Source organism: Pseudarthrobacter sp. NPDC080039 (assembly GCF_040702335.1).
GTDB lineage: Bacteria > Actinomycetota > Actinomycetes > Actinomycetales > Micrococcaceae > Arthrobacter > Arthrobacter enclensis_A.
This window is the reverse complement of the sequence record NZ_JBFBKY010000001.1, coordinates 351340-365979: the sequence shown is the minus strand read 5'-3', so window position 1 is coordinate 365979 and position 14640 is coordinate 351340. Positions and strand designations below refer to the sequence as shown.

The 14640-nt window shown below is 64.5% G+C and carries 13 protein-coding genes; 9 read left to right on the top strand and 4 right to left on the bottom strand.

The window, feature by feature from the left end; translation table 11 throughout:
• The first annotated feature begins 35 nt into the window (after positions 1–35).
• Complete coding sequence (locus AB0313_RS01675) at positions 36–785, top strand: lipoate--protein ligase family protein (RefSeq protein ID WP_141941624.1); 750 nt, start codon at positions 36–38, stop codon at positions 783–785.
• A gap of 38 nt (positions 786–823) precedes the next feature.
• Here the strand turns inward: AB0313_RS01675 and AB0313_RS01670 are convergent, their stop codons facing one another.
• Positions 824–1081 (bottom strand): mycoredoxin, encoded by a 258-nt coding sequence (locus tag AB0313_RS01670; RefSeq protein WP_141941622.1) that lies wholly within the window; start codon positions 1079–1081, stop codon positions 824–826.
• A 154-nt stretch (positions 1082–1235) separates the two neighbouring features.
• Complete coding sequence (locus AB0313_RS01665) at positions 1236–1658, bottom strand: VOC family protein (RefSeq protein ID WP_141941620.1); 423 nt, start codon at positions 1656–1658, stop codon at positions 1236–1238.
• Positions 1659–1674: 16 nt separating this feature from the next.
• Between AB0313_RS01665 and AB0313_RS01660 the strand changes: the two genes are divergently transcribed.
• Positions 1675–1998: a chorismate mutase gene (locus tag AB0313_RS01660; RefSeq protein ID WP_141941618.1), complete on the top strand. Its 324-nt coding sequence runs from the start codon at positions 1675–1677 to the stop codon at positions 1996–1998.
• 19 nt (positions 1999–2017) lie between these two features.
• Here the strand turns inward: AB0313_RS01660 and AB0313_RS01655 are convergent, their stop codons facing one another.
• Positions 2018–2407 (bottom strand): hypothetical protein, encoded by a 390-nt coding sequence (locus AB0313_RS01655; protein WP_141941617.1) that lies wholly within the window; start codon positions 2405–2407, stop codon positions 2018–2020.
• Between the two features lie 130 nt (positions 2408–2537).
• Here AB0313_RS01655 and AB0313_RS01650 point away from each other — a divergent pair, with 130 nt between their 5' ends.
• The 6 genes from AB0313_RS01650 (at position 2538) to pdxS (ending at position 10813) form a co-directional block, all read left to right on the top strand.
• Complete coding sequence (locus AB0313_RS01650) at positions 2538–2888, top strand: DUF6504 family protein (RefSeq protein WP_366303132.1); 351 nt, start codon at positions 2538–2540, stop codon at positions 2886–2888.
• Between the two features lie 12 nt (positions 2889–2900).
• The gene (gene dnaE / locus AB0313_RS01645) at positions 2901–6392 is read left to right on the top strand and encodes a DNA polymerase III subunit alpha (RefSeq protein ID WP_366303130.1); all 3492 of its coding nucleotides are present in this window, start codon (positions 2901–2903) and stop codon (positions 6390–6392) included.
• A 128-nt stretch (positions 6393–6520) separates the two neighbouring features.
• Positions 6521–8530: a threonine--tRNA ligase gene (gene thrS, locus AB0313_RS01640; RefSeq protein ID WP_366303128.1), complete on the top strand. Its 2010-nt coding sequence runs from the start codon at positions 6521–6523 to the stop codon at positions 8528–8530.
• Between the two features lie 18 nt (positions 8531–8548).
• Positions 8549–9136 (top strand): HIT domain-containing protein, encoded by a 588-nt coding sequence (locus tag AB0313_RS01635; RefSeq protein ID WP_141941609.1) that lies wholly within the window; start codon positions 8549–8551, stop codon positions 9134–9136.
• Positions 9126–9749, top strand: coding sequence for a phosphatidylinositol phosphate synthase (gene pgsA / locus AB0313_RS01630; protein WP_141941607.1), 624 nt, complete (start codon positions 9126–9128; stop codon positions 9747–9749). The genes AB0313_RS01635 and pgsA overlap by 11 nt, the downstream gene beginning before the upstream one ends.
• Positions 9750–9886: 137 nt before the next feature.
• Entirely contained in the window at positions 9887–10813 is a 927-nt protein-coding gene (gene pdxS, locus AB0313_RS01625; RefSeq protein WP_141941605.1) for a pyridoxal 5'-phosphate synthase lyase subunit PdxS, read from the top strand.
• A 281-nt stretch (positions 10814–11094) separates the two neighbouring features.
• Here the strand turns inward: pdxS and AB0313_RS01620 are convergent, their stop codons facing one another.
• Positions 11095–13107 carry a M3 family metallopeptidase gene (locus AB0313_RS01620; RefSeq protein WP_366303125.1) on the bottom strand — a complete coding sequence of 671 codons (2013 nt, stop codon included), beginning with the start codon at positions 13105–13107 and terminating at the stop codon, positions 11095–11097.
• Positions 13108–13304: 197 nt separating this feature from the next.
• On the opposite strand from AB0313_RS01620, the gene AB0313_RS01615 reads away from it, so the two are divergent.
• Positions 13305–14633, top strand: a complete 1329-nt coding sequence (locus AB0313_RS01615) for a hypothetical protein (protein WP_366303123.1) — start codon at positions 13305–13307, stop codon at positions 14631–14633.
• Positions 14634–14640: the final 7 nt, after the last annotated feature.

Sequence of the window (14640 nt, the reverse complement as noted above, 5' to 3'; positions counted from 1 at the left end):
CTGCCGACGCCTGAGCCCAAGGGAGTTTCACCACGATGCACCACACGGGAACCGGACTCCGCACGCTCACCGTGGTCCGCCAGGACCTGTCGCTCGGCGCCGGCCGGGACCTGGAGTTCGGACTCGAGCTGCTGGCCAGGGCAAGGAGTGGAAGCGTAGGCCCCACCCTGCGGCTGTACCGCCCGGCCCCCACCGTGGCATTCGGACAGCGGGACACCCGGCTGCCCGGCTTTGATGCGGCAGCGCAGGCCTGCCGGGACAATGGCTTTGAACCACTGGTCCGCAGGGCCGGGGGGCGCGCAGCGGCCTACCACCAGGGCACCCTGGTAGTGGACCACGTCGAACCGGATGCGGACGCCGTTGCCGGGTCCAAAGCGCGGTTCGGCTACTTCGGGGAGCTCTTTGCGCGGGCCCTGCAGCGCGTCGGTGTTCAGGCGGCGGTGGGGGAAATTCCGGGGGAGTACTGTCCCGGCGAATTCAGCGTACACGGCACCGACCCGGCGGACAGCTCGCGGCAGGTGAAATTGGTGGGAACTGCCCAACGGGTGGTGTCCGGCGGCTGGCTCTTCAGCTCAGTCATCGTGGTGGAAAATTCCGCCCCCATCCGCAAAGTCCTCACAGACACGTATGCGGCCCTGGGCCTGGACTGGGACCCCGCCACCGCCGGCGCCGCGGATGACCTGGTGCCCGGAGTGGATGTCGCGGCCGTTGAGCAGGCCCTCCTGGAAACGTATGCGGGCCATGCCACCCTGGAAACTGCTTCGTTCAGCAGCCTGGGGGCATGACCCGCATCAGTCCTGCGGCGGCGCCGCCGGTGGAGTGCCTAGGCGGCCAGGCGGCTCTTGACCTCGGCAGCCGACGGGTTCGTGGCCGCGGTGCCGTCCGGGAAGAGAACCGTGGGAACGGTGCGGTTGCCGCCGTTGAGCTGCTCCACGAGTTCGGCGGTGCCGTCAACCTCTTCGATGTTGATTTCGGTGTAGCCGATGCCCTGCGCATCCAGCTGCTTCTTCAGCCGGTTGCAGTAGCCGCACCAGGTGGTGGAAAACATGGTGATGGTGCCGGATTCGGGAGTGAAGTCCACAGGGATCTCCTAAATGTCGCTTGAAAGGTTTCCTTACGGTCAACGGTAGCGCGGCTTTCGGTATTCCCTGGTGTTGTTGCGCCGCGGAGGGGCCTGTATGGCATCCCTGCCCAAGCAGCACCGTTCAAGCAGCCCCGCCCGGCGGGGCCGGTCATCACACGGTGACCGTGCCGGCGTCGTCCACTGCCCACGCGGGGTTGTACGCCACTTCCCAGCGGAAGCCGTCGGGATCTGCGAAGTACCCCGTGTAGCCGCCCCACGGCTGGGTGACCGGCTCCGCAATGATGGCAGCGCCTGCTGCCGCCGCCTCTTCCATGACGGTGTCCACCTCTGCAGGGCTTTGACAGTTATGGCTGAGGGTGATGCAGGGAACGCCGGCGGGTGCGTTGGTGAGGGCCTCCGCCTGCATCTGGCGCGCGTCCCACAGTGAAAGCACCAGACCATGGTTCACCTGGATGAAGAGCACCTCCCCGGTAACTTCGCGGTGGACGGGCCAGCCAAGGCCATCGACATAGAAGGCGCGGGAATCCTGGACGCTGCGGACACCGAGGGAGATAAAGTCGACTCTGGGCTGCATGCTTCGATACTGTCAGATGATGGCGACAATTCAAGGAAACGATAGGGATGCCCGGGCCGACAGGGAACAGCTCGCTGCCGTCCGGGTTGCCGTTGACGAGGTGGACGAGCAGATTGTCACCCTCATCGCGCGCCGCGAACGGCTGATCAGGATTGCCGGGACGCTCAAGGGTGATGACGCTGAAGTACGGGCCCCTGGCCGGGTGGAACGCATCATCGAACATGTGCGCTCCGCGGCCGAAAAAAAGGACATCGACCCGGACATTGTGGAGTCAACCTACCGGGCGATGATCTCAGCGTTCATCGAACTTGAACTGAAGATCCACAAAGAAAACAGCTAGCAGATGGGTGGAGGAGGCCCTAAAGGGCTTCCTCCACCGGCACTCCATGCTGGAACTCCCGTCCGTCCGCCTCGCTGAATGCGGACAGCACATGGCTCTGTCCGAGCCCGTTCAAGGCTGTCAGGGGAAAGCTTCCAGTGATGCTGTTTTCCGAATGGGAAACTCCTGCCAGGTCGTAGTCTTCCTCGATTCCCTGGTCACGGTTGAACGAGTAGCAGGCGATGGCCTCCCCGTTCATGAACTCGATGCACAGCCGGCGCTGTAAGGAATAGTCCGGTGAGGCTCCCATCAGGCCCACCACGTAGGCGCCGGATCCCGGAATGGCGCCATCGATATCGAATGTGGCTACCAGCGTGGAGTCCTGGGTCTTGATGCTTGCCTGCTTCAGGAGTGCGTCATCGGTACTCATGCCATCATCCTGCTCCCTGCCGCACGCCCCGTCCACCCCCGGCTATTTTTTACTTCCCACCCGGCGTAGACTGGCTTTATTCGAATACATATTCGAATACCAGTACAGGAAGCTCGTCCGGGAGGTGTGCATGGGCATGTTCAGCGAATCCGTTGACGTGGTGTGTTCCGCTTCCGGTCAGCCTGAATCTTTGACATGGGCTGGCAGGCCCTACGCTCTCTGCGCAGAACCCGTGCGCTGGTACGAACGCCGGCAGTGGTGGGCTGAGGACAGCAGGGCACCACTGGGAAGCGGGGCAGGTGTGGTGGACCACGAAATCTGGCGGGTCCAGGTCCTGCCTGTCGGCTGGACATCCCGCCCCGGAGCTCCGGAAGACGCCGCCGGAGTGGAACCCCTCACCCTTGACCTGACCCGCCATATCCGAAGCGGCCGCTGGCGCCTGCTGCGGATCCATGACGGTTTACGCCACAGAACTGCTTGAACGCGGAACAGCATGAGTTTCACCCACCTTCACGTCTCCACTGCGTTCAGTGCCCACTACGGCGTCTCCTGGCCAGAGGAACTTGCCATGGCAGCCGCCGCGGACGGCGCTACCGCCCTTGCCTGCACAGACAGGGACGGCCTCTACGGAACCATTAAGCACCTCAAAGCCTGTATGGCTGCGGGCATCGACCCCATCGTTGGGGTGGACCTTGCAGTATTTGACGACGACGGCGATCACCGTACGCAGGTCTCCGGCAGGGTAGTGGTCCTCGCCCGGGGCCACAACAACGGCGCAGGGTACCGGGCGCTCTGCCGGCTGGTGTCCGATGCCCATGCCAGGACCTCAGGGAAAGCAGGGGGAGCGGTACCTGCCGCGGTCACCCGCGCCGAACTCGCTTCCCGTACCCTTGACCCCCAAACCCTTAAACCGGTGCTGACCGTCCTGCTGGGCCCTGACTCAGATGTGGGACGGGCCATGGGTGGACGGCGCTACCTGCGTCCCCGCACCCTGTTCAAAAAATGGGTGGACGCAATGCCGGCAGGAACGGTGGTGGCGGAAATCGTCTCCCAGCTCAGTGCACCGGGGACGCCATTCAGCACTGCGCATGCTGTCCGCATGCTCAGGCTGGCCGAGGAACACCACATACCTGCCATCATCACCAACGCTGTGCGGTACTGCGCGGCGGATGGAGCACCCACAGCCGACGTCCTTGACTCTGCACGGACCCTGAAGTCACTGCCGGAACTGGCGGGCGAGCCGCTCCTTCAGCCCACCGGACAGGGATGGCTGAAAACCCGGGAACAGATGCTGGGGCTGGGCAGGGAAATCATTTCCGCTGCAGGGTATGGGGCCGCGGACCTTAGGCAGCTGATGGCACAGACAGAGGCGCTCGCCGACCTCTGCCGCATCGATCCCGTCAACGACATGGGCTGGAAGCAGCCCGTGGTGCCGGAGGCATCCGTCATCGGCATCAACCAGGATCCCCACGCCGAACTTATCCAGCGCTGCCAGGCAGGAATCGGCAGGCGTTTCCCTGGCGTCAACGGTATGGCGGAACAGGCAGTACTTGCCCGGCTGGACCATGAGCTGGGGATCATCCACAACCTTGGCTTCTCTTCCTACTTCCTGACGGTGGCTGAGGTTTCCCGGATGATCCAGGATATGGGGGTCAGGGCTGCTGCCAGGGGGTCGGGGGCCTCCAGCCTGGTCAACTACCTGATCGAGGTCAGCCATGTGAACCCGCTCCAGCATGACCTGATTTTTGAACGCTTCCTCTCCAATGACCGCGCCACCCTTCCCGATATTGACATCGACGTCGAAAGCGCTGAGCGCCACAACGTCTACCGCCGGATTTTTGAACGCTTTGGATCCGAGCGGGTCACCCTGATGAGCATGCAGAACGGATACCGGGCACGGGGAGCAGTGCGCGACGCCGGCCTGGCGCTGGGCATGGACGACGACGAAGTGGGGGAGATTGCCAAGCAGTTGTGGCGGTTTTCCGCGCGGAAGTTCCGTGAGGCGCTGCAGGAAAAACCCGAGCTGCGGGAATTTGCGGGCCGGGTTGAGCGGCGCGACACCGATGGGAACCAGCAGTTGGATCTCCTGGTGGACCTGACCGAACGGCTCGACCGGCTCCCAAGGCATATTTCCATGCACCCCTGCGGAGTGATCCTGGGAGATGCCACGCTCCTGGACCGTACCCCGGTCCAGCCAAGCGGCCTGGGACTGCCCATGAGCCAGTTCGATAAACATGACATGGACCCCATGGGAATGCTCAAGCTCGATGTGCTGGGCGTCCGGATGCAAAGTGCCATGGCGTTCGCCGTCCGGGAGATTATCCGGATACACCCCGGCAAAGAGGAAGTGGTGGCGGCAGGCGGCCACCCGCAAGGCCCTGACGGCTCCGGGCCCGACTACATAGCGGCCGATGGCAGGATCGACCTCAATGCTGTTCCCCTCGACGACGAAGCTACCTATGAGCTGATCCGGAGCACCCACACCCTTGGCTGCTTCCAGATTGAATCCCCCGGGCAGCGGGAACTGATTGGCAAGATGGCGCCAAGGGAGTTCAACGACCTCATCATCGACATCTCGCTGTTCCGCCCGGGCCCCATGAAATCGGACATGGTGCGGCCCTTCCTGGAACACCGGCACGGGTTCGCTCCTGAGGTCTATCCCCACCCGGACCTCAAACCGGTGCTTCAGGAAACCCATGGCGTCACGGTCTTCCACGAGCAGATCCTCAAAACCCTGGACACCATGACCGGCTGCGGGCTGGCCAAGGCAGACGAATTCCGCCGGTCGTTGGGAAGCGAGAGCGGTGAAGCGCAGGTAGAGGAATACTTCCGCAGGAACGCCAAAGGGAGGGGATATTCCCCTGACGTGGTGGACAAGGTGTGGGGGACACTGAAGTCCTTCGCCAGTTTCGGCTTCTGCAAGGCCCACGGAGCCGCTTTCGCCGTCCCCACCTACCAGTCGGCCTGGCTGAAGGCACATCACCCCGAAGCCTTCCTTGCCGGCTTGTGGGAACACGACCCCGGCATGTACCCAAAACGGCTGTTGGTGGCTGAGGCCCGCCGGCTGGGCATCCCCATCCTTCCCCTGGACATCAACCGGAGCAAAGCCGAATACCGGGTGGAGCGGATAGCGTCCGGACAGGACGCGGGAAAGCTGGGGATCCGGCTCAGCCTCAACGGGATCTACGGGTTGTCTGCTGCCGAATTGAAGCGGATCGTGGCCGGACAGCCTTATGACTCTTTGGCAGACCTCAGGGCGCGCTCGCGGCTCAGCAAGCCAAGCATCAGGCGCCTTGCCCAACTGGGTGCCTTCGACTCCCTGCACCGCGAAGCAGGTGGCCCTGCCAACCGGGCGGACCTGGTGCACCACCTGCAGCAGCTGCAGTCTTCCACCGGGTCCCGCAAAGGTACTGATGTGGTTGACGGACAACTCTCCCTGCCCCTGGGGGACATTGAACTGCGCAACCTCAAACCCGGCCTGCCCGCCCCCACGCTGGTTGAAAACGTCAGGGCAGAACTCGATCTCATGGCCGTCGACGTCAGTACCCACCTGATGGAAAGCCACCGGCCTCTGCTGGAAAAACTGGGTGTCACCACCGCGGATCAGCTCCTCAACCTGCGCAACGGCACGGAAGTGCTGGTGGCAGGCGTGCGGGTGGCAACCCAGACACCCCCCATGCGCGGCGGCAGGAGGGTGGTTTTCATCAGTATCGACGACGGCACCGGCTGCGTGGATTCGGTCTTCTTCCACGAAGCGCAGGAAACCGCCGGTCCGCTCCTGTTCGGGACCCGGCTGCTGCTGATCCGCGGGACTACCCGGAGGACCGGGCCCCGGGGCATCAGCCTGAGCGCAAGCATGGCGTGGGACCTGAGCCGGACGGAGACCCTGCCCTTCCCGGAGTCCGCTGCCGCCGCCGTCGAGGACGTGCCGCATCCCCTGGATGGGATCAGCAGGGCCCTTGCCATCACCGGTTTCAACGGCTGACATCCGTTCGGCACACCCCGTGTGCCGCGTTGGTCGGCCCTGAACCGAACCGATAGCATTGACGGTGGCTGGCTGTGGTCCCCGTATGCCGCAAGCTATGAAGCCTCAACTTTGAATAGGAGACACCCGTGTCAGATGCCCAGCAGATCACCCTTCTCGTCGACGGCGAAGAGACCAAGGTGACTAGCGGGACCACCGGTGCGGAACTCTTCTTTGAGCGCCGTGACGTCGTTGTAGCCCGCGTTAATGGCGAACTGAAGGACCTGGACCAGGAACTCCCCGAAGGCGCCGAAGTGGAGGGTGTCACCATTGAGTCGCCGGACGGCCTGAACGTCCTGCGCCACTCCACCGCCCACGTCATGGCCCAGGCCGTGCAGCAGCTGCGTCCGGACGCCAAACTTGGGATCGGCCCCTACATCACTGATGGCTTCTACTTCGACTTCGACGTCGCCGAGCCGTTCACTCCCGAGGACCTCAAGACCATCGAAAAGATGATGCAAAAGATCATCAACCAGAACCAGAAGTTTGTCCGCCGCGTGGTCAGCGAGGATGAGGCCCGCGAAGCCATGAAGAACGAGCCCTACAAGCTTGAGCTCCTGGGGAAGAAGAACGATGCCGCCGAGGCCGGGGAAGGCGTCAACGTTGAGGTCGGCGCCGGCGACATTACGATTTACGACAACGTGGAGCGCAAGGAAGGCACCACCGTTTGGTGCGACCTCTGCCGCGGCCCCCACCTGCCCAACACCAAGCTCATCTCCAACGCCTTCGCACTGACCCGCTCGTCGTCGGCCTACTGGCTGGGCAACCAGAAGAACCAGCAGCTGCAGCGCATTTACGGCACCGCCTGGCCTACCAAGGACGCCTTGAAGGCCTACCAGGAGCGGATCGCCGAGGCCGAGCGCCGCGACCACCGCAAGCTGGGCTCCGAACTGGACCTGTTCTCCTTCCCGGACGAACTGGGCTCCGGCCTGCCCGTCTTCCACCCCAAAGGCGGCATCATCCGCAAGGAGATGGAGGACTATTCCCGGCAGCGCCACGTCGAGGCCGGCTACGAGTTCGTCTACACCCCGCACATCACCAAAGGGCACCTCTACGAGGTCTCCGGGCACCTGGACTGGTACAAGGACGGCATGTTCCCCGCCATGCACGTGGACGCCGAACTCAATGATGACGGCACCGTTCGCAAGCCCGGCCAGGACTATTACCTGAAGCCGATGAACTGCCCCATGCACAACCTCATCTTCCGTTCCCGCGGCCGGTCCTACCGTGAACTGCCCCTGCGGCTGTTCGAATTCGGTTCCGTCTACCGCTACGAGAAGTCCGGCGTGGTGCACGGACTCACCCGCGTCCGGGGGATGACACAGGACGACGCCCACATCTACTGCACCCGCGAGCAGATGAAGGACGAGCTCACCAAAACCCTGACCTTCGTCCTGGACCTGCTCAAGGACTACGGGCTTAACGACTTCTACCTGGAGCTGTCCACCAAGGACCCGGAAAAGTACGTGGGCGACGACGCCACCTGGGAGGAGGCCACCAGGACCCTGGCCGAGGTGGCACAGGAGTCCGGGCTGGAGCTGGTGCCGGATCCGGGCGGAGCCGCGTTCTACGGGCCCAAGATTTCCGTGCAGGCCAAGGATGCGCTCGGACGCACCTGGCAGATGTCCACCATCCAGCTGGACTTCAACCTGCCCGAACGCTTCGAACTGGAATTCCAGGCCGCCGACGGCAGCCGCCAGCGGCCCGTCATGATCCACCGTGCACTGTTTGGATCCGTGGAGCGGTTCATGGGCGTCCTCACCGAGCACTACGCCGGAGCATTCCCTGCCTGGCTGGCACCCGTGCAGGTGGTGGGGATCCCGGTGGCGGAGGCCTTCAACGAGTACATGTTCGACGTCGTCGACCAGCTTAAAGCTGCCGGCATCCGCGCCGAGGTGGACACTTCCTCGGACCGGTTCCCCAAGAAGATCCGCACCGCCAGCAAGGACAAGATCCCGTTCGTGCTGATCGCCGGTGGGGACGACGCCGAGGCGGGTGCCGTTTCGTTCCGGTTCCGCGACGGAAGCCAGGACAACGGCGTGCCCGTGGCGGAAGCAGTCAAGCGGATCACCGACGCCGTCCGCAACCGGACCAGCTAGCCGAACGGAATCAGCACAGTGCAGGAGAACACAGGCGCAGGATATCCAGGCGATGACGGCGTTACCGACGACTTTGCCCTCGCCGGTGTCCCGGACGCCTTCCAGCGCCTGTGGACTCCGCACCGCATGGCCTACATCAAGGGCGGCCAGCACCAGTTCAAGAACGAAAACGACTGCCCTTTCTGCGTAGGCCCCAGCCGCACCGACGAAGAGGCGCTCATCGTGCACCGTGGCAGGACCTGCTACGTGGTGCTGAACCTCTTCCCGTACAACCCGGGCCACCTGCTGGTTTGCCCGTACCGGCATATCCCGGATTACACAGACCTCACGGTTGAGGAAACAGCCGAGTTTGCCGACCTGACCCAGACCGCCATGCGCGTCCTGCGCAAAGTGTCCAATCCAGGCGGGTTCAACCTTGGCATGAACCAGGGGGTGGTGGGGGGCGCCGGCATTTCGGCCCACCTGCACCAGCACATCGTTCCACGATGGGGCGGCGACGGAAATTTCTTCCCCATCATCGCCCAGACGAAGGCCATCACCCAGACCCTTGACGAGGTCCGGCAGCAGGTGTCCGACGCGTGGCCCGGGGAGTCGGATGCTGAATAAGCATGCCCGCGGCTTCTTCACCGCGCTGTTTACCCCGCTGGCCCGCTGGCTCCTGAAGATCGGCGTCTCCCCGGATGCGGTGACCATCCTCGGCACTGCCGGCGTGGCTGCTGGAGCCCTCGTCTTCTACCCCCTGGGCCAGCTCTTCTGGGGCACCCTCTTCATTACCGCATTCATATTCTCGGATGTCCTCGACGGGATCATGGCCCGGATGCAGAACGTGAAGAGCCGCTGGGGAAACTTCCTCGACTCAACGCTGGACCGGATCGCCGACGGCGCGTTGTTCGCGGGCGTGTCCGTCTGGTTCTTCACCGGCGGCAGCAACACCCCCATCGCTGTCTCCGCGCTTCTTTGCCTTGTCCTTGGCATGGTTGTCTCGTACGCCAGGGCGAAAGCGGAGTCGCTGGGATTCACCGCCAATGTCGGGATTGCGGAGCGGGCCGAACGCCTGGTCTCCGTCCTGGTGGTGACGGGCCTGACGGGGCTTGGGCTCCCGCCGGTGGTGCTCCTGGTGACGCTGGTTCTGCTGGCAGCCGCGAGCCTTGTCACCGTCGCGCAGCGGGTGGCCTCGGTGCGCCGGCAGGCCCTGGCAGAACCCACTCCGGCTGATTAAGCCTGATTAAGTTCCCCGGGCAACAGGGGACTAGTATATAAGTGCCCGGTCAACGGACCCGGCAATCGGTGCGTGCACGTCCGGCAGCTGCCGCCGCATGCCCGGCGAAGATCATCTGTCTACCCATAGGGGTTTTTGTGTCTACACCTGATGTAAGCAACGAGGCCGGTTCGTCCGCGAACAGCGTCACGGGCAGCAGCCGCGTGAAGCGCGGCATGGCCGAGATGCTCAAGGGCGGCGTCATCATGGACGTCGTCAACGTCGAGCAGGCCCGCATCGCCGAAGACGCCGGTGCCGTGGCGGTCATGGCGCTGGAGCGCGTTCCGGCCGACATCCGTGCCCAGGGCGGCGTGTCCCGCATGTCCGACCCCGACATGATCGACCAGATCATCGACGCCGTGTCCATCCCGGTCATGGCCAAGGCCCGCATCGGCCACTTCGTCGAGGCCCAGGTCCTGCAGTCCCTCGGCGTCGACTACATCGACGAGTCCGAGGTCCTCACCCCGGCCGACTACGTCAACCACATCGACAAGTGGAACTTCAAGGTTCCCTTCGTCTGCGGTGCCACCAACCTCGGTGAGGCCCTGCGCCGCATCAACGAGGGCGCGGCCATGATCCGGTCCAAGGGCGAGGCCGGCACCGGCGACGTCTCCAACGCCACCGGGCACATGCGCAAGATCCGCTCCGAGATCGCCAAGCTGTCCTCCCTGCCCGAGGACGAGCTCTACGTTGCCGCCAAGGAACTGCAGGCCCCGTACGAACTTGTCAAGGAAGTTGCCGCGGCCGGCAAGCTCCCCGTGGTGCTGTTCACCGCAGGCGGCATCGCCACCCCCGCTGACGCCGCCATGATGATGCAGCTCGGCGCCGACGGCGTGTTCGTCGGCTCAGGCATCTTCAAGTCCGGCAACCCCGCCCAGCGCGCCGCCGCCGTCGTCAAGGCCACCACCTTCTACGACGACCCCGACGTCATCGCCAAGGCCTCCCGCGGGCTGGGCGAAGCCATGGTGGGCATCAACGTCGACGAGATCCCCCAGCCGCACCGACTCGCCGAGCGCGGCTGGTAACTCTCTCCCTTTTCGGCGCCTCGGGCGCCGGGCGGCGTCACCCTCTGCGTGCTATTCCCCGCGCTCCTTTGGCAGCTTTCGCCGCTGGCTGGGGCGCGGGGCCCCTTTTACGCACGCTGCCGGGTAACGCCGTCCGACGCATTGGGTCGCCTTGTGATTTTGTGACGACGCCGGTTCCTCACCATTTGTTGGTGGGGGACCGGCGTCGTTCTTTTAAATCGATTGCTCCGTAATTGTCGTATTCCGGGCGCTAAACGACAATTACTCAGCAATCGATGGGGTTACTCGAGGCCTCGGCGCTTTAGCAGCGGGGCCAGGTCCGCGTCTCGGCCTCTCAGGATCCGGAAGGACTCCAGGGGGTCCCGGCTGTTGCCGCGGCTGAGGAGCTCCTGGCGGAAGCGTTCGCCGTTGCTTCTGGTGAGTCCGCCGTGCTCCTTGAACCACTCCACCGTGTCCGCGTCGAGGACTTCGCTCCAGATGTAGGAGTAGTACCCCGCCGCATAGCCGGCGCCGGCGAAAATGTGCTGGAAGTAGCCGGTCCGGTAACGCGGCGGGATCAGCGGATGCGCGATGCCTGCCGCTGCGAGGGCCTTTGCCTCGAACTCTGGGGCGTCGTCCGGAATGTTGTCCGGCTCCAGTGTGTGCCAAGCGAGGTCGAGCAGGGCGGCTCCCAGGTACTCGGTGGTTGCGAACCCTTCGCCCCAAAGCGCGGATGCGTCAAGCCGGTCCACGATGTCCTGCGCCAGCGGCTCGCCACTGACATAGTGCCGCGCGTAATTCGACAACACTTCCGGCCACAGGAGCCACATTTCGTTCACCTGGGACGGGTACTCCACGAAATCCCGAGGCACTGCGGTGCCGGAAAAACGCGGATAGGCCACGTCGGAGAACAGTCCGTGCAGGGCGTGGCCGAACTCGTGGAACAGGGTGCGGACTTCGTCCAGGGTCAGGAGTGCGGGTTCACCTGCCGGCGGCTTGGAGATGTTCAAGGTGTTGACCACCACGGGTTTGGTGCCGAGCAGGGCCGACTGGTCCACGAGCGAGTTCATCCATGCCCCGCCGCGTTTGGATTCACGGGCATAGTAATCGCCCAGGAACAGGCCCAGGCCGCTGCCGTCCCCATTCCGGACCTCCCAGATGCGCACATCCGGGTGATAGGCACGCAGGTCGGTCCGCTCGTGGAAGGTGACTCCATACAGGGACGTGGCGGCAAAGAACACGCCGTCCCTGATGGTCCGGTCCAGTTCAAAGTACGGGCGCAGAGCATGTTCGTCGACGTCGTATTTCTGGCGCCGCACCTTCGCCGAATAGTAGGCCCAGTCCCACGGCTCCAGGGGGTGTCCGGCAACCTCAGCCAGGGCCGCAGCCTCGGCGTCGGCATTTCGGACGGCAGCCGGTGCAATCCCGTTGAGCATGGTCCGCACCGCCTCGAAGTCCGGTGCCGTCTGGCGGTCCGCCACAAGTTCGGCGTAGTTGGCGAAGCCCAACAACTGGGCCTTCTCCGCCCGAAGTCCGGCCATCTCCCGGGCCAGATCCAGGACATCGAGGCTGCCGCCGCCGCTGCCCCTTGCCACGGACGCTTCAAACAGACGACGGCGGACGTCCCGGTTCCCAAGCGCGGCCAGTGCTGGCTGGTTCCCCGGCTGGATCAGGGTGAGCAGGTACTTGCCGTCGTGCCCGGCGGACCGGGCAGCCTCAGCGGCGGCTGCCACCTCGTCAGCCGGCAGGCCCGCCAGGTCCTGCTCATCCTCGAGCAGCAGTGCCGCGGACTTAATCCCTTCCTTCACCCGCTGACCGAACTCCGTGCCCAGCCGGGCCAGTTGCCTGTTGATGGCACGCAGCCGCTCCTGGCCCGGCGCATCCAGCTGGATTCCGGACTGCCGGAACTCCTTAAGGTATTCCTCCACAAGGCGGGCGGATTCCGAGTCGTGGCCCGCGGTATCAATGGCGGCAAAACGATCGAACAGCTGCCTGTTGAGGAATACCTCGTCCTGGTGGGCGGAGAACCTCGGGGAAAGGTCCGATTCGAGTTCCCGGATCTCCGGCGAAGCATCCGCTGACACCAGGGTGAAGAAGGCGGCGGCTGCGCGGTTCAGCAACTGCCCGGACCGTTCCATTGCGAGGGCCGTATTAGCGAACGTGGCTGGTTCGCTGTTGCCGACGATGCCCTTGATCTCGTCCAGGTGCGCACCAAGCCCCGCTTCTATCGCTTCGCGGTACTGCTCCACCGTAATCCCCACAAAAGGCGGGAGGGCGTAGGGCAGGGGACTGGCGGAAAGAAGGGGGTTCGTCATGGGGTAAACCTTTCACAAGGTGCAACGCTTCTCAATCGTCCAAAAATGCCCGTGTTCCCAGCGTCCATCCCTACAATGGCCGCTATGGGGTCCAGTCCGGGCCGCATTCTGTGCGTCATGCTTGGCAGCGCTGGGGTTGGGCACTGACGAAGGGAGCCAGGTCCATGGCCGAACGCGGCACGAGGTCGGGGAGTGCCTTGGCGGGCTTACCGTTCCGGTGGGTGGGACCCGCCGTTATCCTGGCGCTGGTGGCTGCCTATGGCATCTTTTGGTACCTGGCGCGTCCGGCCAGTGAACCTGTCCTGGGACACGTGGGGCAGTTGTTCGGCGGGGAATCAGTTCTGCTGTACTCAATCGCACTGGTCCTGGTCAGCACCCTTCCACATGTCGAGCCGGTCTTCGGCGGGATCGACCACGCCGCCATCTGGCATCGCAGGGTGGCCATCACCGCAACCGTCCTGCTCCTGCCGCACATAGAAATGGCGTCCAATCCGGAGGCCACCAGCCTCGGAAAGACCCTGGCGGTAGTGGCTATTTGCGGCCTCACGGCCCTGGCGGTGTGGGCCATCCTGCCGCGCTGGCGCACCATGCTTCCGGCGCCTGTCCGCCAGCTGGTGGTGGCCACGCTGCAAACACGGCCGGCCCGGCTGCTGGCCCGCCTGCTGGGTGGCTACGAACGGTGGCGGGGTTTCCATCGGCTCACCGGCCTGTTCCTGGCGGCGGGCTTCCTGCACGGACTGCTCGATGCCAGCGCCTTCGAGGCAGTTCCCGCGCTGCGGTGGAGCTACGTGGCCATCGGCGGAACGGGACTTGCGTTTTACGCCTACCGTGAGTTGCTGGCGCGGCGCTTCCTGCCGCACCACGACTACCAGGTGGCAGCGGTGCGGCCGGTTGCGCCGGACCTGCTGGAGGTTGCACTCCGGCCTCTCGGGCGTCCGTTGGCCTTCAAGCCCGGACAGTTCGCCATGGTCTATCTCGAGACGGCGGATGGCTGGCAGCGGCATCCGTTCTCCATCTCGGGCCCCGCCCCGGAAGGCGGGATCAGCATTACCGTCAAAGCCCTGGGTGACCACACCACAAGGCTCCCCGATGTGGTCCAGCCGGGAATGCCTGCGGTGGTGGGTGGACCCTATGGCCGTTTCGACAGGCATCGCGGCACTGCCCATCAGGTATGGATTGCCGGTGGCGTGGGCATCACGCCTTTCCTCAGCTGGCTGCGGTCCCTTGACGGGGAACTCCAGGAAGACGTCCACTTATTCGTTACCTCGGCTGGGCAGTCCCCGTTCGCGGACGAGATCACCGCCATCGCCCGGAACCATCCGCGGCTGGCAGTCCATCTTGTTGACACGGGAAGGGATGGGAGGCTGACACCGGAGGCGGTCATCGCGGCGGTGGACACGGAGCCGCGCCATCTGTCCGTCTTCATGGGTGGCCCTGACGCCATGCTGCGGCAGTTCCGGAAGGGCTTCCGGGCGGCAGGTGTGCGCCGCGCCAACATCCACCGGGAGTACTTCCAATGGCGGTAGGGCGCCC